The sequence below is a fragment of the Natronorubrum sediminis genome, assembly GCF_900108095.1.
Classification (GTDB): Archaea; Halobacteriota; Halobacteria; order Halobacteriales; family Natrialbaceae; genus Natronorubrum; species Natronorubrum sediminis.
Genome location: NZ_FNWL01000001.1, coordinates 309,267 through 327,746 on the forward strand (window position 1 = coordinate 309,267; position 18,480 = coordinate 327,746).

At 63.2% G+C, this 18,480-nt stretch carries 25 protein-coding genes; 8 read left to right on the forward strand and 17 right to left on the reverse strand.

What is annotated here, in order from left to right:
* Positions 1-196 precede the first annotated feature (196 nt).
* The 3 genes from BLW62_RS01525 (at position 197) to BLW62_RS01535 (ending at position 3,845) form a co-directional block, all read left to right on the forward strand.
* Positions 197-748 carry a GMP synthase subunit A gene (locus BLW62_RS01525; RefSeq protein ID WP_090504207.1) on the forward strand — a complete coding sequence of 184 codons (552 nt, stop codon included), beginning with the start codon at positions 197-199 and terminating at the stop codon, positions 746-748.
* 206 nt (positions 749-954) lie between these two features.
* Positions 955-1,458: an LUD domain-containing protein gene (locus tag BLW62_RS01530; RefSeq protein WP_090506374.1), complete on the forward strand. Its 504-nt coding sequence runs from the start codon at positions 955-957 to the stop codon at positions 1,456-1,458.
* Positions 1,459-1,463: 5 nt separating this feature from the next.
* Positions 1,464-3,845 (forward strand): LUD domain-containing protein, encoded by a 2,382-nt coding sequence (locus tag BLW62_RS01535; protein WP_090504212.1) that lies wholly within the window; start codon positions 1,464-1,466, stop codon positions 3,843-3,845.
* Between the two features lie 76 nt (positions 3,846-3,921).
* On the opposite strand, the gene BLW62_RS01540 is transcribed toward BLW62_RS01535, so the two are convergent.
* The 12 genes from BLW62_RS01540 to pth2 form a co-directional block, all read right to left on the reverse strand.
* The gene (locus BLW62_RS01540; protein WP_090504215.1) at positions 3,922-4,176 is read right to left on the reverse strand and encodes a DUF3194 domain-containing protein; all 255 of its coding nucleotides are present in this window, start codon (positions 4,174-4,176) and stop codon (positions 3,922-3,924) included.
* Positions 4,177-4,575 carry a prefoldin subunit beta gene (locus BLW62_RS01545; protein WP_090504218.1) on the reverse strand — a complete coding sequence of 133 codons (399 nt, stop codon included), beginning with the start codon at positions 4,573-4,575 and terminating at the stop codon, positions 4,177-4,179.
* A 56-nt stretch (positions 4,576-4,631) separates the two neighbouring features.
* On the reverse strand, positions 4,632-5,180 hold the full coding sequence (locus tag BLW62_RS01550) for a DUF2243 domain-containing protein (RefSeq protein WP_090504221.1): 549 nt from the start codon (positions 5,178-5,180) through the stop codon (positions 4,632-4,634).
* Positions 5,181-5,233: 53 nt separating this feature from the next.
* Complete coding sequence (locus BLW62_RS01555; protein ID WP_090504225.1) at positions 5,234-5,500, reverse strand: KEOPS complex subunit Pcc1; 267 nt, start codon at positions 5,498-5,500, stop codon at positions 5,234-5,236.
* Between the two features lie 9 nt (positions 5,501-5,509).
* Positions 5,510-5,644, reverse strand: coding sequence for a DNA-directed RNA polymerase subunit P (locus BLW62_RS01560; RefSeq protein ID WP_006091868.1), 135 nt, complete (start codon positions 5,642-5,644; stop codon positions 5,510-5,512).
* Between the two features lie 15 nt (positions 5,645-5,659).
* Entirely contained in the window at positions 5,660-5,923 is a 264-nt protein-coding gene (locus tag BLW62_RS01565) for an eL43 family ribosomal protein (RefSeq protein WP_076578310.1), read from the reverse strand.
* A 42-nt stretch (positions 5,924-5,965) separates the two neighbouring features.
* Positions 5,966-6,175 carry a hypothetical protein gene (locus BLW62_RS01570; protein ID WP_090504229.1) on the reverse strand — a complete coding sequence of 70 codons (210 nt, stop codon included), beginning with the start codon at positions 6,173-6,175 and terminating at the stop codon, positions 5,966-5,968.
* Positions 6,176-6,285: 110 nt separating this feature from the next.
* The gene (locus BLW62_RS01575; RefSeq protein WP_090504232.1) at positions 6,286-7,041 is read right to left on the reverse strand and encodes a DUF2103 domain-containing protein; all 756 of its coding nucleotides are present in this window, start codon (positions 7,039-7,041) and stop codon (positions 6,286-6,288) included.
* An 83-nt stretch (positions 7,042-7,124) separates the two neighbouring features.
* Positions 7,125-7,967, reverse strand: a complete 843-nt coding sequence (gene surE, locus BLW62_RS01580) for a 5'/3'-nucleotidase SurE (protein WP_090504236.1) — start codon at positions 7,965-7,967, stop codon at positions 7,125-7,127.
* 60 nt (positions 7,968-8,027) lie between these two features.
* A complete protein-coding gene (gene truD, locus BLW62_RS01585; RefSeq protein ID WP_090504240.1) occupies positions 8,028-9,386 on the reverse strand; it encodes a tRNA pseudouridine(13) synthase TruD in 1,359 nt (452 codons plus the stop codon).
* 89 nt (positions 9,387-9,475) lie between these two features.
* Positions 9,476-9,733: a hypothetical protein gene (locus BLW62_RS01590; protein WP_090504244.1), complete on the reverse strand. Its 258-nt coding sequence runs from the start codon at positions 9,731-9,733 to the stop codon at positions 9,476-9,478.
* Positions 9,734-9,862: 129 nt separating this feature from the next.
* Entirely contained in the window at positions 9,863-10,201 is a 339-nt protein-coding gene (gene pth2 / locus BLW62_RS01595) for a peptidyl-tRNA hydrolase Pth2 (protein ID WP_076578322.1), read from the reverse strand.
* A 90-nt stretch (positions 10,202-10,291) separates the two neighbouring features.
* On the opposite strand from pth2, the gene BLW62_RS01600 reads away from it, so the two are divergent.
* Together BLW62_RS01600 and dcd are read left to right on the forward strand one after the other, a co-directional pair.
* The gene (locus BLW62_RS01600; protein ID WP_090504247.1) at positions 10,292-10,864 is read left to right on the forward strand and encodes a YIP1 family protein; all 573 of its coding nucleotides are present in this window, start codon (positions 10,292-10,294) and stop codon (positions 10,862-10,864) included.
* Between the two features lie 73 nt (positions 10,865-10,937).
* Positions 10,938-11,537, forward strand: coding sequence for a dCTP deaminase (gene dcd, locus BLW62_RS01605; RefSeq protein ID WP_090504250.1), 600 nt, complete (start codon positions 10,938-10,940; stop codon positions 11,535-11,537).
* 175 nt (positions 11,538-11,712) lie between these two features.
* Here dcd and BLW62_RS01610 read toward each other — a convergent pair whose 3' ends face one another.
* Positions 11,713-13,281, reverse strand: a complete 1,569-nt coding sequence (locus BLW62_RS01610; RefSeq protein ID WP_090504253.1) for a class I adenylate-forming enzyme family protein — start codon at positions 13,279-13,281, stop codon at positions 11,713-11,715.
* A 189-nt stretch (positions 13,282-13,470) separates the two neighbouring features.
* Between BLW62_RS01610 and BLW62_RS01615 the strand changes: the two genes are divergently transcribed.
* Positions 13,471-14,220 (forward strand): hypothetical protein, encoded by a 750-nt coding sequence (locus BLW62_RS01615; RefSeq protein WP_090504259.1) that lies wholly within the window; start codon positions 13,471-13,473, stop codon positions 14,218-14,220.
* A 22-nt stretch (positions 14,221-14,242) separates the two neighbouring features.
* On the opposite strand, the gene BLW62_RS01620 is transcribed toward BLW62_RS01615, so the two are convergent.
* The gene (locus tag BLW62_RS01620) at positions 14,243-14,803 is read right to left on the reverse strand and encodes a tRNA (cytidine(56)-2'-O)-methyltransferase (protein ID WP_090504262.1); all 561 of its coding nucleotides are present in this window, start codon (positions 14,801-14,803) and stop codon (positions 14,243-14,245) included.
* A 154-nt stretch (positions 14,804-14,957) separates the two neighbouring features.
* Between BLW62_RS01620 and BLW62_RS01625 the strand changes: the two genes are divergently transcribed.
* A complete protein-coding gene (locus tag BLW62_RS01625) occupies positions 14,958-15,440 on the forward strand; it encodes a cupin domain-containing protein (RefSeq protein ID WP_090504265.1) in 483 nt (160 codons plus the stop codon).
* An 88-nt stretch (positions 15,441-15,528) separates the two neighbouring features.
* Positions 15,529-15,747: a DUF8119 family protein gene (locus tag BLW62_RS01630; protein WP_090504268.1), complete on the forward strand. Its 219-nt coding sequence runs from the start codon at positions 15,529-15,531 to the stop codon at positions 15,745-15,747.
* A 77-nt stretch (positions 15,748-15,824) separates the two neighbouring features.
* Here BLW62_RS01630 and BLW62_RS01635 read toward each other — a convergent pair whose 3' ends face one another.
* The 3 genes from BLW62_RS01635 to BLW62_RS01645 are packed head-to-tail and all read right to left on the reverse strand — an operon-like array spanning position 15,825 to position 18,441.
* On the reverse strand, positions 15,825-16,283 hold the full coding sequence (locus BLW62_RS01635; RefSeq protein ID WP_090504271.1) for a universal stress protein: 459 nt from the start codon (positions 16,281-16,283) through the stop codon (positions 15,825-15,827).
* A gap of 2 nt (positions 16,284-16,285) precedes the next feature.
* On the reverse strand, positions 16,286-18,040 hold the full coding sequence (locus BLW62_RS01640) for a sodium:solute symporter family transporter (RefSeq protein WP_090504274.1): 1,755 nt from the start codon (positions 18,038-18,040) through the stop codon (positions 16,286-16,288).
* On the reverse strand, positions 18,037-18,441 hold the full coding sequence (locus tag BLW62_RS01645; RefSeq protein WP_076578344.1) for a DUF4212 domain-containing protein: 405 nt from the start codon (positions 18,439-18,441) through the stop codon (positions 18,037-18,039). Before BLW62_RS01645 ends, BLW62_RS01640 begins: the two co-directional genes overlap by 4 nt.
* Positions 18,442-18,480: the final 39 nt, after the last annotated feature.

Here is an 18,480-nt window from a genome sequence, read left to right on the forward strand (position 1 = left end):
CGTCGGGAACGATTGTCAATGATGTTTCGATATCCCGAGATAACGTTACAAACAAATCTTTATCGGGTGAGTAGTGGACAAAGTGGATGTTGTATTCGTATCGGTGGTGAGGTGGGCATTCGCAGATCGGAGCTCTCGCTCGACTCGAGGAGTCGTTCCGGACTGCTTTTACCGAGTGACTGGCTAGACGCCAGCAATGACGAAGATCGTCGTGGTGGACAATCACGGACAGTTCACCCACCTCGAGCGTCGAGCGCTTCGCGACCTCGGCGTCGAAACGGAGTTGGTCGACAACGAAACACCACCCGAGGACGTCGACGCCGACGGCGTCGTGCTCTCTGGCGGCCCAGACATGGACCGCATCGGCAACTCGCCAGCGTATCTCGAGGGAGACGCACCGGTACTTGGGATCTGTCTCGGCATGCAACTCATCGCCGAGGAACTCGGCGGCCGCGTCGACAGCGGCGAGTACGGCGGCTACGCCGACGTGAACGTCGAAATCGTCAGCGACGACGATCCGTTGACCGGTTCACTCGCACCCGAAACCCGCGTCTGGGCGAGCCACGCCGACGAAGTCGTCGAGTTGCCGGAGGGATTCGACCTGACCGCACGAAGCGACGTCTGCGACGTCGAAGCGATGAGCGACACGGATCGCGATCTCTACGGCGTTCAGTGGCACCCCGAAGTCGCCCACACCGAAGAGGGCGAGGAAGTCTTCGAGAACTTTCTCGAAATCTGTCGACAGTAAGCGTTTCTAGTCGGAACCCCAGACTTCGCTCGGGTGCTCCCAACGACGGAACACAGTCGCGTTTTTACGACCGCCCTCACACCAGTTATCGCCACGGAGTGTTCACGACTGCGTTCGGTGACGCCAGATGCCAGTCTCTCTCTTGTCGCGTCACTCGATGGGGCCGACCGTCACGCTCTTGTCCGTCGGTTCGAATGCGATAGATGATGACAACCGACACGGTCGGCCGATTCGAACGGTCGCTCGTCGACCTCGAGGTCGGCGTCGAACGCGCCTCGGCCGCCGACGCGAGCGAGCGAATTGACTCGATGCTCGACGACCCCGCCGTCGGCGTTCCCCTCCCCTTCGAGGACGTCGCTCAGCCCGAATCGGTGGACACGAACCCGACTGGAGACGATCTCGCGGAAGCGCGAACAGGCGTCACACCCGCGACGTTCGCGATTGCAGAGTACGGCACCGTCGCGATCGAATCCAGACCCGACGGCGACGAACCGGTGAGCCTCTACCCCGACCGCCACGTCGCGGTCGTCGCGGCCAGCGACGTGGTCGACGACATCGGTGCCAGCTTCGAGCGCCTCGAGTCGGCGTTCGCCGCGGGCAACAGCATCGTCTTCGCAACGGGTCGAAGCGCGACGGCGGACATGGGTTCGCTCGTCCACGGCGTCCACGGACCCGGCTCGGTCGACGTACTCGTCCTCGAGGATCGGTGAGTTCGATGGCAGAACGCACCCAATCCCCCCAGAGCCGCGACGAGAAGGCGGCCCACATTCGCCACCTCCTCGAGACCGAAGGTGAAGCGGTTCACGCCCAGTCGAGTTCCTCGAACGCGCGGCGCTACGACGTCTACGAGGAAACCCCGACGCTCGAGGACCGTCGGAGTGAGGCTCGAGCGATCAAAGAAGACGCTATCGACCGACTACCCTCGTTGATCGAGACGGTCCGCGAGGCGGTCGAGGCCAATGGCGGAACGGTCTACGTCGCTGACGACGCCGCGGACGCGAACGCCTACGTCGCCGACGTGGTCGAGCAACATAGCGGTGGATCGGACGCGAAATCGGACGCGAGTGCGACGAACGTGAGCGCGACTCGAGCAAACGACGCTGCACCGACGGTCGTCAAGTCGAAGTCGATGACGACCGAGGAGATCGACCTCAACGACGCGCTCGAGACAGAGGGAGTGGAGGTCCACGAGACCGACCTCGGCGAGTGGGTGTTACAGGTTGCCGACGATACGCCCTCACACATCGTCGGGCCGGCAATGCACTTCACACGCGAGGAAATCACCGAGTTGATCACCGAGCGATTCGAACCGGACGAGTCGGTCGAGACGGCCGAAGAACTCACCCGCTTCGCTCGAGACTATCTCGGTGAGCGCATCCGTGAGGCCGACGTCGGCGTGACGGGAGCGAACTTCGTCGTCGCGGAAACCGGGACGATGGCCCTCGTCACGAACGAGGGTAACGCGCGCAAGTGCGCGGTCACTCCCGATACCCACGTGGCCATCGCGGGCGTCGAGAAGCTAATTCCCTCCGTCTCCGACCTCGAGCCCTTCGTCGACATCATCGCCAAGAGCGCGACGGGCCAGCCGATTTCCCAGTACGTGACCATGTTGTCGCCGCCGACCGAGTCCCCGACGCTGGAGTTCGAGTCGGACGAACCGATCTCGAGTTCCCGATCGAACGACGAATCGGAAGAGCCGAACACGAACCCGGACCGAGACTTCCACCTCGTCTTGCTCGACAACGGGCGCATGGAAATGCGCGAGGACGAACAGCTTCGAGAGACGCTCTATTGCATCCGCTGTGGAGCCTGTTCGAACTCGTGTTCGAACTTCCAGGCCGTCGGCGGCCACGGCTTCGGCGGTGAAACCTACTCCGGCGGGATCGCAACCGGCTGGGAGGCCGGCGTGCACGGCCAGGACTCCGCAGCCGAGTTCAACGACCTCTGTACGGGCTGTACGCGCTGCGTCGACGCCTGCCCGGTAAAGATCGATATTCCGTGGATCAACACCGTCGTCAGGGACCGTATCAATCGCGACGAAGAACCCGCAGCCTACGACTCGCTCGTCGACGGGCTCACGCCGGACGCCGAGGGAGGTGGGCTGGACCTCGGGAAGCGCTTGTTCGGAAACATCGCAACGGCCGCCAGACTCGGCTCCGCAACGGCGCCAATCTCGAATTGGATCGCCGATACCCTACCCACCCGCGCGCTGCTCGAGCGAACGGTCGGCATCGACCGTCGCCGGGACCTCCCGACCTTCCAGCGAGAGTCCCTCGTCGAGTGGTTCGAAACTCGAGGGGGCGTCGAGGCCTCGAGACGCCGCGCGAACGAACCACGGGACCGAGACGGAACGGCGGACGTGGAGCGCGAGGCCGTTCTCTACGCCGACGTCTACACGAACTACGTCGATCCGGAACGCGGTAAAGCGGCCGTCAGAACGCTCGAGACGCTCGGCGTTCCGGTCAGTGTTCCCGACCTACCCGAAAGCGGGCGCGCTCCGCTCTCTCAAGGGATGGTCGCGACGGCAGATCGCCAGGCGAGTCGCTTCTATGGGGCCGTCGCCGAGGACCTCGATGCCGGGCGCGACCTCGTCGTCGTCGAACCCTCCGATCTGGCTGCGTTCCACCGCGAGTACGAACGATTCCTCCCGTCTGAGTCGTTCGAACGGGTCCGTGACAACAGTTACGAGGTCTGTGAGTACGTCTACGGACTGCTCGAGAACGGAGCCGACCCGTCCCTGCTCGAGACTGGCAAGGATGCTGCGGTCGGCGCTGGGGACGCTGTCGGCGAACCGATCGCCTACCACGCCCACTGCCAGCAGCGAACGCTCGACCTCGAGGGGCCGACGCTCGCCGTCCTCGAGCGCTGTGGCTACGAGCCAACCACCTCGAGCGTCGAGTGCTGTGGAATGGCTGGTTCCTTCGGGTACAAACGCGAGTATTACGAGTTGAGTATGACCGTCGGCGACCGACTGGCCAGTGAGGTCGAGACCGCGGAGACGGTCGTCGCCTCGGGAACCTCCTGTGGCGACCAACTCGAGTCGGTACTCGAGCGCTCGGTTCCGCATCCGATCGAGTTACTGGCTCCACGGCGGTGAGTCGAGCGAGCGTGGGCTGACGGTTCGCTCGAGTCACTGCTGAGTGCTCGCCGCGTGAAAGAAAAACGGAGGACGGTTACTCGCCGAATAGGTCGTCGACGGCATCCCGTGCGGCGAGTGCCGCATCGTCTGCGACCGTTTCGGGGTCGGGTGTCTCCTCGCCGTCGGGGGCGTTGAGGTAGACATCGACCTCGAGCATGCCGTCGTCGAACGAGGCGGTCACGTCGAGGTCTCGAACGGCTGATTGTTTGTACTGCGTGAAGACGTAGCCCTCCGCAGCGTCGGAGGCCGTCTGAACGACCTCCTCGTCGGTCGGATCCTCACTCGACATTTATGCGCCGCCAGCGCCGGGTCCGCCTGGGCCTGCTGGGCCGCCCATTGCACCGCCGCCACCGAGGAGGTCTTCGAGTTCGTCCTGCAGACCCTCGAATTGATCCTGAACGCGTTCTTCTTGCTTTTCGAGAGTCTCGAGTCGGATCTCGAGGGAGTCGACTTTGTCCTCGAGTTCGTCTTCGGCGGTGTCGTACTCCGTCTCGACGAGGAGTTCACCGACCTTGCGGTACATGGCGGTGTCGTCCTCGATGTTCTCGAGTTCCTCGAGGGCGTTTTCGGCCTCGGTGAGGTTCGATTCGGCTTCCTGTTTCTGGACGGCGACGGTCTGTGCCGTCTCCTGAAGGTCCTGAAGCTGTTCGATTTTCTCCTGTGCTTCCGGTGGGAGATTGCCTTGCATATCTCGTTGGTCGCCCTCCGCACTGATAAAGCCAAGCTTTGCGTTCGATGAGCGAATCAGCCCGTGTCACCGGAATCGTCCCGTATCGAACGGTTTCCGGGTGCTGGCACCGTCGTCGTATCGGTCTGGACGAGTCGGTACCCCACGGCGAGAAACACGAACCCCCAGAGGAGGAACGCGAGGTCCCACAGGAGCACGGGACCGGGACCGTCGGGCCAGACGTGGTGAATTCCGAGAAGGTGGTGGTTTACGATTCCCTCGAGGAGATTGAACAGCCCCCAGCCCATCAACCACGAACCGAAGAGCGTTCGCCCTGACGGGGGGACGCCAGGCTGTTTCCATGCCCTGAGTAACAGGGCGACGCCGATGGCCGTGAGTATCCACGCGACGGCGTGGAAGAGCCCATCCGCTTGCATATTGAGTGCCATATCACCGGCGATGCTCGGATTCGGATGCGAGGATAGCAGGTGGTGCCACTGCAGAATTTGGTGAAAGACGAGGCCGTCGAAGAAGCCACCGAGGCCGAGGCCGAGTGCGACACCGGCCAACACGAGGGGCTTGAATCGACGCGGCAAACCGAGCCACGTTTCGGCGTGGTTGGACATACGACACGTTCGCCGGTTGCAGAAAAGTCACCGGTGCCAGCCTCTGCAGGCGTCTATGGCTGGCGTCGGGCGTCGTCGGCGATGGCCGCTGTCTGTTCGGCGACGTCGACCAGCGTAAACCAGGTGTTGAGGGCCGCTCTGAGTGCGATTACGTCAGCGGCGTCGATCCGAATTTCGACGACCCGTCCGTCTCGAGCGATGGTCGTCTGCGAGCGCTCGTCGTCGATTTCGCCGGTCTCTCGGCTGACGCTTTCGGCGATGATCGAGGCGTGAGCCGGAGACTCGTAGTCGAACTCGAGGGTCGCCTCGTGAGAAGACACGTGCGGTCGTTAGTTGACGCCGACTTCCTTGACGTCGCGGCTGCGCTCTTTGAGGAGCACGCGGTGGCCGCAGTACGGACAGCGGACGCCACCGTACTCGTCGATCTGGACGTCGCGTTTACAGCGGGAGCACTTGTAGCTCATACAGTTGGAGAGAGGTTATTCGCTGTCTTCGGCGAGTGCCGCGCGGATCGAGCGCGTGACGGTCCGGCCGGCGGGGGTCTCCGGGCGGTAGGCACCGCCGGTGAAGACTTCGCCGGTCTCTTCGTTCTTCCAGATGCCGGTTCCGACGCGCGTGACGTCGTCGCCGTCGACCTGAGCGTTGTTCATGTCGTCTTCGATATCACTGACGCGGCGTCGGGCAACACGACCGTAGCGTGCACCAAAGCGGCCTGCACTCCCGACAATTCCGTTATCGGCCATAGTAGCCCTACCTACCGCCAGCGGATTCTTAAACCTGTTGAGTTACCGCGACTCGTCCGCCGCCCGGGCGACCGGACCGGAGAAAAGTTCTCGAACGATGAAGACGAACGCCGCCACGAATCCGAGCGGAGTCAACGGCGCGGCGAGCAACCCCGTTCCGACTCCCGACAGCGCGACAACTGTTCGGAGGGCAACGCCACTGATCGCGAGCAACGGTATCGCGGCTAGCACGACGTCCGGTCGCTCGAGCATGGCTAATTATATCTCATTACGGCCGGTCGGAAAAGGCCCCGACAACCAGCAGGCGCTGTCACTTCCATCGACTCGAGACAATTGTTGCCCGAATGTGGTCATCCGGGCCGTTACTGAAACTCCGTTTCCGAGAGAACGTCGTTCAGGTCGGCGCGAATCTGCTCGCCCATCGTTCGGTTCGACGCTGTCGTGACGACTCGATTTTCCTGTACGCTCGAGCCGTCGCGCAACAGCATTCGCACGTTGCCGCCGTTGTCGGCGCGGGTAACTTTCGCCCGAAGACCCGACTGCGAGCCCTTTCCGCCGGCGTCGATGGGCCCCGGAATGACCTTCTTGACGTGGGGGTGGTCCGCGACGGTGTGGATCGCTCGCATCCCCGTCCGGCCGCCGATGAGCGTCGTGTGGCTGCCGCCAATTTTCTCTGCTGGCGGCGTTTCGACGACGTCGAGTGCAGGTTCGCCCCGACGCTCGAGGACGGCCTCGACAGGGTCGTCGTCCGCGACGCGGTAGAACGAGTGATGAACGTCCTCGCGGACGGCGCGAACGACCGAGCGCTCGCCGCCGGCGTAAACCTCCGTTGGTCGCTTTCGCCTAATCTCGTCGCCGATTCGGCCTGCGAAGTTCCGGAGTTCGACGGGTTCGTTCTCGCCTTCCTCGGGTGTCGTCGTAATCGTCGTCTTTCCGAGTACGAGATCGTCGCCTCCTCTGGTCGCCGCAGGTGCCTCGTCGCTCTCAGCCTCGAGCATCGTTAGCGTCGCTCGCTCGCGGCCCGCCTCGAGGACGATTGCCTCAGTATTGGATTCCCGACAGACCAGACAGAAGTCGCCGGGTTTCTCGAGGGGCGAGGCGCAGTGGCGACACTCCATACTGGTAATTCGAGCGACTGGCGTAAAACGGCCGTGTTTTCCAGTTCGAGTTCGGGTTCGAGTGCTGTGGTCTCGGGGTCGGATTACAGCATCCGCTGGAGGATGCGTCGAACGTCGCCCGTCTCCACGACCTCGTAGGGGACACGCATCGGCGAGACGGAGACCCCCCCCTCGAGCAACGCGTGACGATCCGTATCCTCAGGGTCTGGAATGTCGCGATTCGCCATCTGCTGCCAGAGTCGGTTGGTCAACTGGAAGCCGCCGTTCTCGACCGCCGCGTCCATCTCGTAGATTTCGGTCGGCCGGGTGAGTTCGACCCCGTTCTCCTCGACCCCGGGTCGGGGGACGTTGACGTTCAGGTAGTCGATCCGATCGAACAGGCCCGTCCCGGGCACGCCGGTCGCGAGCGCCGCTGCGATTTCACCCGCCCGGTCGAAGTCGGCCGGTTCGAGGTCGCGTTCGATACCCAGCGTGTCCATCGAGATGGCAATCGAGGGAGTATCGAGGTACGCGGCCTCCATCGCGGCGCTGACGGTTCCCGAGCGCGAGAAGACGTACGCACCGAGGTTCGCTCCAGAGTTACACCCAGACACGACGAGATCGGGTTCGGGCTCTATGGCGTTGACGCCGACGATGGCGCAGTCACAGGGCGTCCCGCGCACGGCGTAACCGAGTTCGTGCTCGGCGTGGGGGACCGGCGAGGTGAACATGCCGTCGGCCATGCTCGTCGTCAGGTCGTCTTCTTCGGCCTCGGCGCTCGTCCGTCCGTAGGACAGCGAGCGGCCGACGGCGCTCTGGTTCCGATCGGGGGCGATAACGGTCACGGAGGCGACCTCCGCGAGGGCGTCGTGGAGCGCACGGATACCTGGCGCGTCGATCCCGTCGTCGTTCGTCAAGAGAATCTCCGGTTCGTCGTCTCCCTGCATATCACTCATCTTCGAGGCGGGGGAGGATACGAGTACCTATTCTCAGCAGGAAGTCTGTCCTCAGCCGAGGTCGACCGGATCGACCTTCAGGTACTCTCGCAACACAACCGTCGCATACGACCCCTTCGGCAACGCGAACGAGAGCGTCAACGGGTCGCTCTCGAGGCGCAGATCGGTCCGAACGAGCATCGCTCGCCGCGTCCCCGTCGAGTGAAATTCGCCGGGGAGGTCGAAGTCGGCGGGTTCGAGGTCGAGTTTCTCCAGCACGCGGCGTTCGATCTCACCCTGTTCGCCGTCGGCTAACTCCGTCTCGGTCCCCACGAGCGGCGCGGTGACGAACGCTCGCCCGCGCTCGCAGTGGCGCGTGACCGAGCGCACGCGGCGCTCGTCGACGCGCTGGAGTCGGTCGGTGTCGGGCAACTCGAGACCGGCGGGCGCGTCAGTGTCGGCGAAACAGGCCACGTCGCCTTCGACGGGGCGGTCGAATGGAAGCCCGCGTTCGAGGCGCTCACTGAGCATCAGGTTGAACGCGTAGGACTGAGCGGCGTGGACGAACAGCCGCTGGAGATTCGACGGAAGGCGCTCGAGTGTGGCCCTGAAGTCGTCCGGACCCGGCTCTCCGTCGCACTCGGCGAGGCCGTGCAGGAGCGATCGTTCGTACCGGAGCCGGTTGGGAAACCGCTCGAGGGCTTCCTGCCAGTCTTCGCTCTCCTGGACGAATTCGCGTGCCACCTGCGTCGATTCGGGTTCGGCGTCCGTCGGGTTCCCGAGGTAGGCCATCACCGCGCCCTTCCAGCTCCCGCGGACGATCTCGAGACCGACCTCGTGCGTGACGGGGCGACGGCTCCCGAAGCGTTGCTGGCCAAAGAAGTTGGGGACGGCGACGGAAGTCATCTCTTCGTCCGCATTATCCCCGTCCGCGAGCCCGCCGAACTCGTGTAGTTCGCTCGAGATGTCGGTCGCGGTCTCCGGTCGACTCGGCTCGCTGACCACGAGTTCGAACTCGTTGCCCGCGAGGTCACCGAACTCGAGGGAGCGTCCCGCACGTCCAAGCACCTCGATCTCCGCACCGTCGACGTCCGGCAGGTCCGCGGGGTTGGCTCCGTAGACCGAGAATAGTTGCGTGGTGACCGCGTACTTGTCCTTCGTCCCGGCCCAGTTGACCCGCTCGCGAGAGATGCCGAGTGCGTTCGAGAGTCGCGAGGCGAAGTCGTTCGTATCCCAGCCCGACAGCGTCACGCGAAAGACGAGATGTGGGTACGCGTCCGTGGACGCGTCAATGGGTTGAGTCTCGAAGCGCTCGAGTTCGCGCACGCGAAAGTGTTCGTCGTCCTCGCGCAGGTGGCCGCCGACGCCGTCGGCGTCACTGACGTAGTGGTCCATGCCAACGGCCTGCTCTGTGGGGTGTGCCGAGCGCATTACTGATTATCGTCGCTTTGGCCGCGAAGGATAAATCGGTTCGTTCTCGAGTCGGTCGGATCGCGCGCAGGGTAGACGAGCGTGCCGTCTCAGGCTTCGCTGCTGAGATCCGCGTCGACGCGAACCTCCGAATCGGTGATCGTCTTGATATTGTCGCTTGGTACCTCGAGGTCGTCCTCACCGGCGTCGCCGCGGCCGAGACTCTGGATCCAGGCGTTCGCCAGGCTTGGCTCCGGATCGACGTAGGCGACCTGTTCGATGGGATCGATCTTCGTGACGATCCCGATCTGTTCGCCTCTGACGTCCATGAGGAACTTCCCTTCGTCTTCGGTTGAGAGGACGGACATTGCAGGTTCGACCTCGTCAGGTTCGAATAAGTATCTACTGGTGTCTGACGAATGAAAGTGGCCGATTCGACGCCGTCCGTCCTCGAGCGGCCGTGCTACGGACCTCTGCGAACCGATCTCGCGAGGCGTTCAGAACAACGAGAGTTCGCCGGTGACGCTGTCGACTCGGTCGTCCGCTGCTGGGCCCACGGCGAGGGTGGTGACGGTTCCGGGCTCGAGTTGGGTGTGTCCGGCGTCTCTGACGACGGCGTTTGGAATCCCCTCGCTGTCCGCGATGGCGGAGAGTTCGTGGAGTTGACGCTCGCTCTCTCCTTTGAGGACGACCTTCTTCTGGCCCCCCTGTTTCCACTGACTCCGCAGTTGCTTGTCAGCCTTCTCGTAGGCCGAGAGTGAGGCGTGTGCGACCTGTGCGGCGAGTTTTCCCTGTCCCATGCCGATGTCCGTCCGAGCGACGATGGCTTGTTTCATGCGCGGACAAAATACGTCGACTCCTATAGCCACAGCGAAAGCGACAGCGAGACCCGAACGGTTTTGGTGAACCGGTTTGTGTGCTGACGTATGTCGACGACGCCGCTCGTCTCTCCCAGCGAGTACTTCGCTCGAGCGGACGCGTTCTCCCGTACGCGAACGGCCGGACTCGTGATCGGCTACTGGCTCGCGATCACCGTACTCGGACTCGTCTGGCGGATTGGGAGCGATTTCGGAGCGGACTCCGTGTCTATTACGTACCTGCTTCAGACGCTCGAGGCGACTCTGCTCTACTGGGTCGTTCCGACGGCCGTGCTGTACGGATTCGGCCGCGCTCTCAGCGCGGACCTTGAGCCAGCCCAGACGCTTTCCCTCGCAGCGTGGGGACTCGTCCCGCTGCTCGCGGGGGAACTCGTGACGAACGCCCTCCTCTCTGTGATCGTCGCACTCGAGATCGATCTGAGCGGCGTCCCGGTGGATCCCGATCTGTGGATTCTCGCGCCGCTCACGCTACTCGCGTGCGCCTGGGCGGCGGCAATCTGGCGCGGCGGGCTCTGGCACGGTATCGGACTCGATCGCTCGACGGCTACGACGACGGCCCTGCTCGCCGCGGGCGTCTGTGCCGCGTTGTTGCTCTTCCCGATGATTTCGGTGCTCATCTGACTCCCTCGAGCCGAAGTGGTGATTCTCGAGTGAAGCCGAACCGTTTACACCACCCGCGTTCGACTGCTCGCGTATGATCCTTTCCGACGCGGACATTCTGGCGCGCCTCGAGGCAGGAGACCTCGCCATCGAACCGCTAGACGATCCAGAGCTTCAGATTCAACCCGCGAGTGTCGACCTCAGATTGGGTCGGGAATTCCTCGAGTTCCAGCGGACGAACATCCCCTGTATCCATCCTAACTCTGAACAGGAAGTCGACGAGTACGTGACGGAGACGATCGTCGAGGACGGCGACGATTTCATTCTCCACCCCGGCGATTTCGTCCTGGGGACCACCTACGAGCGCGTCGAAATTCCTGCGGACTTAATCGCCCACGTCGAAGGGCGCTCCTCGCTGGGTCGTCTCGCCGTCGTCGTCCACGCCACGGCAGGCCTCTGTGACCCCGGCTATCGCGGGCAGATCACCCTCGAGTTATCGAACCTCGGGACGGCACCCGTCGCGCTCACCCCCGGAATGCGCATTTCGCAGTTGACGTTCACCGAGTTGAAGACGGAAGCCGAGCGACCCTACGGCAGCGACCGCGGCTCGAAGTACCAGGATCAAGACGGCCCGCAGGCCTCGAGAATCCAGAGCGACGACGAGTTCGGCGGCGACCAACTCGAGCGCGAGTAACCCACTCGAGTGCTCGCTGCGTACAGAATACGGATAGTGGGACGGCTCCCTTTGGTGCGAGTGATTCGCCCTCGTGAGCGAGACGGACAGTCAGTCTCGAGAGCGACGGGAAGATTCGGTCTCTCACTCGAGATCGGACGCGAGACCGATACGCAGCGCTCGAGCGTAGACCGTCTCACTCCTCGAGTTTGTACTTCTGTATCTTTCCGCTCGTCGTTCGCGGGAGATCGTCGATGAGTTCGACTTCGCGGGGGTGTTTGTAACTCGCGACGCGCTCGAGGCAGTACTCTTTGATCTCCTCGTCCGTGATGTCCTCGCCTGCCTCGAACCCGTCGGCCGGGACGACGAACGCCTTCGGTACCTCGTTGCGTCGCTCGTCCGGAATCCCGACGACAGCCGCGTCCGCGACGGCGTCGTGCTCGAGGAGCAAATTCTCGAGTTCGCTGGGGTAGACGTTGTAGCCCGCAGTGTTGATCATGTGCTTCTTCCGGTCGACGATTTCGTAGTAGTTCAGCCCGTCTCGCCGGGCAATATCACCGGTTCGGAAGTAGCCGTTCTCCGTAAATGCGGCGTCGGTGGCGTCAGGTAACTCGTGGTAGCCCTTCATCACCTGCGGGCCGCGCACGAGGAGTTCGCCCTCCTCGCCCGACGCGACTTCCTCGCCGCTCTCGTCGACGATCTTGCAGTCGGTGATCCGCAGCGGCTGTCCGATCGTCCCATGGCGCAGACCGAACGAGGATCCGGACTGGGTGTGCGTCGCGCCGTGGGTTTCGGTGAGGCCGTATCCTTCGGAGATATCCACGCCGGCCGTCTCCTCGAATTGCTCCTGGACGGCCGTCGAGAGCTTCGCGCCACCTTCGGCGGCCGACTCGAGACTCGAGAGGTCGTACTCGCCGAAGTCGTCCGCGGCGACCATATCCGAGTACATCGTCGTCACGCCGACGAAGTGGGTGATCTCCTCGTCCTCGATCAGTTGCATACACTCCTGGGCGTCCCACTCGAGGGCGCTCCGGAAGTAGCAGCTACCGCCCCCCGCGAGGGGCTGTAAGGCGGTGTGCGTAAAGCCCGTGATGTGATAGAGCGGCAGCCAGATGAGACTCCGCACGTTCTCGGGTTCGACGTCGTCGTTCGAGGCCGCGAGCGTCCAGTTCACCTGCGAACGCGTGTTCTGGTGGGTCAACTGGACGCCCTTCGGTTTGCCCGTCGTCCCCGAGGTGTAGGGCAACAGGGCGACGTCGTCGTCCGCGCGTTCGACGAGCGTCGGCTCTCCGCGCACGTCCTCGAAGAACGTATCCTCGGGGTCGCGATCCATGTACTGGCTCTCGACGGTGATTACCTCGACGCCCCGTCCTGTCTCCTCGAGCGCCTGATCGACGACGGGTCGAAGCGCGGGGTGCGTGACGATGGCTTTCGCGTCGGTGTCCTCGAGCTGGTAGGACACCTCGCGGCGTTTGTACTGGGGATTGACCGGCGAGATGACGACGCCGGCCTTGAACGAACCGAGCGACGCGACGAGGTACTCCGGACAGTTCGGCAAGAACAGAAGCAACCGGTCGTCGGGCTCGAGTCCGAGGTCGTGGAGTCCGCCGGCGAATTCGGCCGTCCACGCCTCGAGTTCGGCGTGCGTGGTGCGCTCGTCGTGGTGTTCCATCGCCTGCCCATCCCCGTGGTGTGTGGCCGTCTCGTCGAAGAGTTTACCAACGTTTCCCTCTCTGGCAGACTGGGCCACATCTGTAAGATCCATGGCGGACGTTACCGAGGTTCACCTATAAAATTTCTCGTTGACGATACCTTCGCCCAAAATAGACCTCCATTTCTCGACGAGACTCCTCGCTCAGCTCAGTGTGAGCCTGACGAGTCAGCCGTTCCGCGGTCAGTGGCGTCGAGACACCATTCAATACTGTTAAGGACGCGTGTCTGGACGATATTCTCGATGGTCCGACAGGTCGTGTCTCGGTTCCGCGAGCGCGTCGACGTCGTCGACGTGGGTGCCCTAATCGTCTTCCTCGGCGTCTTCTCGGCGGCTGGAATGGATTCCGCTGCGGTTTCGATTCTCCTCGGGATCGTCGTGGTCGCGCCAGTGCTCCGAGCGACGATGGATGCACTCGGACTCGACCTCGGCCCGGTACTCGCGAAGGCGATCCTCGGAGCAATCGTCGCTGTCGCGGGTATCCATGGCTCCTCGAGTGGCGACCTGTGGCTCGGCGGCGCACTTCTCGCGCTCGGCGGCTGGCTTCTATTGGACGCCGTCGACACGTGGCGACACCCTGACGATGGCGACGACACGGCGAATTCGGACGTCGACGCAACTACTGTGAGCATCGACGCAACCAACGCGAAAGCCGACACGGCCAACACAGACGGTGAGCCAACCGACGAAGACGATATGTCCAACGAGGAGGTGTACCTCGTCGGCGAGCACAACCGCTGGCTCATCGAGGCGCTCCGCGAGGCCGACCGACCGCTCACCGCCGCAGAAATCAAATCCGAGACGGGACTCACCGACGAGGACTTCGAGCGCCTGCTCGAGATCCACGGCGAGTCAGGGCCGATCGAACGCGTCGGCACCGGCTATACGATCGACGAGTCCGAGATGGGTGCTCAGGCGATGGTTAAATCCGTCGCTCGAGGAGCCGGTGGTCGCGTCCTTCGGCCGCTTCGCGTCTTTCGCCCCTCCGGTTGAGCAGGCGTCGCTCGGCCGCACCTTACTCGCCGTCGTGTGCTCCGTCCGCCGATTCGACGCGCTTGCCGGTCTCCATCGGAACGACGCGTCGGTCGGCGTCTTCCCACTCGCGCTCGAGTTCGCGCCCGTCGAACAGGCGGTCGAGAAAGACGGCGAGTCCGGCGACTTCGGAGTGTGGTTGGTTCGTGACGCCGACGTTCCAGTCGGCTTCCTCGTAGACGTCGAAGGGGACCTTTTCGGCACCGACGACTACGAGAATCGGTTCGCCGTCGCGCTGATGGGCGTCACGAATCTCGCTTTCGACGTCCTGTACTCGCTCGCCGTACATCGTGAGGTGGACGACCCGCCCCTCCCAGTTGCGGATGATCCGCTGTGGGGAGTCGGTCAGTTCGACCTCGAACGGTCCGCCGAAGCGGTCGGTAATGTCCGCGACGGTGTCTCTGGACTGGCCGGCGTTGTCGGGGACCCAGACGCGGTCAGCACCCAGTGCCCGCGCCGTCAGGCCCACGTGGGTCGTCATCCGCTCGTCTCGGCCGGGTCGGTGGCCCAGTCGAAGGACGGCGACCTCGCTCTCGTCGTGCATGCCCTAACCCACTCTCGGGTGAGGTTAGGGGGTTTCGTTTTGGCGAGCCGTTCCAGACGGTGCGCTCGAGGAACATCGGCTGAACGGGCTGTCTGCCAGCGGACAACGACGGTGGCCACTGAACGATAAATAGTCTCTCCGCGATATCCGTGGTATGAACAAAATCAACGAGGATGCCGTCGACTGGGACGAGTACGACCCCGACAACGAGGACACCCGCTTTCGACGCAAGACACTCTCGAGTGCCGTCGACGCGACGGATCTCGGTTGTAGCCTCTACGAACTCCCGCCGGGGAAGCGCTCGTGGCCCTTCCACTATCACACGGCAAACGAGGAGGCGGTGTACGTTCTCGCCGGTGGGGGGATGCTTCGGGCCGCCGACGGCGAAGCCCCGCTAACGGCGGGCGACTTCGTCACCCTCCCGGCGGACGAACGCGGCGGCCATCGAATCGTCAACGATAGCGACGAGCCACTCCGATATCTAATGCTCTCGACGATGAACGAACCGGATATCACGGTCTATCCCGAGATGGAGAAATTCGGCGTCTACGTCGGCTCGCCCCCGGGCGGCCGCGACGAACGGTCGCTCGAGGGTTACTACCGTCTCGACGACGAGGTGGAGTATTGGGGGGAGTGACCGCTGTCCGACCGTCGATAGGCTTTTTCGGTCCCGTGCGAAAGAGTCACGCGATGGTTGACACAGGGAACGGGCGGGTGATCGCGCGATGACGAACGTCGCCGAGTGGATCCGACAGGCACGCGAGGATCGGTGGGGGATTCTCGTCGACCTCGTGTTCGCTATCGTTTGGGTGACGATGGTCGACCTGCTCTTTCGCATTCTCGAGGGCCCAGACTGGGCGTACTATCTGTTCATGCTCGCCGGCATCGTCGCCTACTTCGGCTTTTTCATCAGCCTCGAGATGGCGACGACGAATCGAGAGTGAGCGGAAAACCAGCCTTTAGGACCCGTGCCGACTCGAGTGAGATCACAGGAGGTGTCTCGTGTCGGCCGCGTCGTGCGTCAGTCTTTCCGAACGTCGACGACGAGGACCGGGATGTCCGTCGTTCGTAGCGTTCGCTCGGCGACGCTGCCCAGGAGTGCTCGCCGAACACCGCCACGACCGGCAGACCCCATCACGATCAGATTGACCCCGTTGTCGTCGGCATATTTTGCGATCTGTCGATGGGGCTGCCCGCCGACGATCGATTCGGTCACGCCGAGACCGTGCTCTGTTGCTTGCTCAGCAACGTACTCGAGTGCCGTTCTGGCTCGAGCCTCGAGTTCGGGCATCTCGTCGAATCGACCCGCGTGAATTCGGTCGACTTGTTCGGCGCCGAGCGTGATATCCATCGTGCTCGTGTCGACGACGTACAGCGCGTGGACGTCGGCGTCGTACTTCTCAGCGATGTCGACCGCGTGGTCGATCGCGTTCTCCGCAACGTCGCTTCCGTCGGTTGGAACGAGAATCGTGTCGTACATGGTTACTCCTCCGTCTCAGGCTCGCCATCGGTGGCGTCGTCTGCTGGTCGATCGCCGGCGTCGGTCGTCGATCCACCGTCGGCCACTCCGTCCTCGAGGCCGCCGTCGGTCGCGATGTCCTCTGCCGATTCCATCTGTTGCATCGGCTCGGGGCTGTGACACTGTCGAACGAGTCGCTTGACGTCTTCGGGTGGCTCGTCCGTGAGCACCGAGACGACGATGATCACGCTGAAGACGATCGGGACGCCGAGCAGCGCGGAGGACGTTCCGGGCAACCACGTCGCGACTGCCGGGATGACTGCTTCTTCGACGCCGGTGTACATCGGAATCGCCGTGTCGTTGAGAATTGCGCCGAACGAAAGGACGATTCCCGCGAGCATGCCGGCGATTGCGCCCTCCTTGGTCGTGTTCTCCCACCAGAGGCCGAGGAAGAACACGGGGAAGAAGATACTGCCGGCGATGGCGAACGCCATTGCGACGAGTTCGCCGATGAGCGCTGGCGGATTGAGGCCGATGAGCGTCACGAGCGCACCGATTCCGAGAATTGTCGCTCGACCGACGATCATCTGCTCGCGCTGAGTCGCGTTGTCCTTGTAGAGATTCGTGTAGATGTCGTGTGCCGCTGCCGACGAAGCCGTGATGAACAACCCGGCGGTCGTCGCGAGCGCCGCGGCGACTGCACCCGCGGCGACCAGTCCGACTAGCCACTCCGGCAGGTCAGCCAGTTGCGTCGTGAGGACGACGAGTGCGTCGGCTTCGATACCGAGCATCTCCGCGTCGCCGGTGGCGAAGCCCTCAATATCGGTCACTTCCTCGTTGTAGAGCAAGCCACCGAACGCAGCGTAGGCAGCCGTTCCCCAGTACAGCAGGCAGATGAAGAACAGGCCCCAGACGGTCGACCAGCGGGCCGTCCGCTCGTTTTCGACCGTGTAGAACCGGACGAGCACGTGTGGGAGCCCGCAGGTCCCGACGATCAGGCTGAACGCCAACGCGATCCAGCCGTAGTAGCCCGCGGCGGCAAACGGCTCGACGAACTGCGTCTCGATTTCGGCGGCCGCCGAGACCTCGGATCCGAACTCGAGGTAGGGCAGGACGGTCGAGTAGCCCTGTGACCAGCCGACGGCGTAGAGGCCGAGCGTGAAGGCGATGATGAGGATGACGTACTGGATGGCCATGTTCTTCGTCGTCCCGAGCATCCCCGAGAGGGCGACGTAGGCGATGGTGACGCCCATCAACAGGATGACGCCCATCTCGTAGGAGATGCCGAAGATGTACTGAGCCATCAGCCCCATTCCGCTGGCCTGGCCGATCGCGTAGGTGAACGCGATCGCGAGCGTCGTGAACGCCGCAATTCCGCGCGCCCAATCGGAGTAGAACCGGTCTCCGACGAAGTCGGGGGCGGTGTACTTTCCGAACCGGCGGAACTGCGCGGCCAGGAAGATGAGCAGGATGAAGTACCCCGTCGTCCAGCCGACGACGTACGCCAACCCGAAGTACCCCGAGAGGGCGACGAGCGACGCGACGCCGAGGTAGGAGGCCGCACTCATCCAGTTCGCTCCGATCGCCATCCCGTTCTCGATCGATCCGATCGAGCGGCCGGCGACCCACAGTTCGTCGACTGCGGCAACTCGGAAGAAGTAGCCGACACCGAGGAACAAAATGAGCATGGCAGCCACCGTCAACGCCGGTACGAGTTTGAACTCACCGACGTCGAGGGCCGTCTCCTGCAGAATCACCGGATCGACCGCTTCGATCATGGTTCACCTCCGTCCGCAGCGACGGTTCCGTCGGATTCCGCCGCTTCTTCGTGTGAAATTCCGTACTTCGTATCCAGTCGGTCCCGTTGCATCGCGTAGCCGACCGAGAGCAACAACGCGCCAAGCGGTGTAACGATCGCCGCCAGGAAGAAGTGCAGCGGGAAGCCCCCGAGGACAGTCGTCTCGGTCATGAACTCCGGCGCGAACAGAATTGCCGTCGTCGGTCCGAACACAACGACGATCCACGCGACGAACGAGAGCCAGATCACGCGCAAGTGATCCCGCATGAACGGCGTCGCCGGCTTGAAGATATTTATTTCCTTATCGAGGTACGCTTCGGTCTTGACGCCGCCGTCCGTTTCGGCGGCGTGCTCCGTATCTTGGCTGGTATTATCTGACATATTCTGAGAGTTTGGTATGTTTGTCGTCTTTTAGTTGAA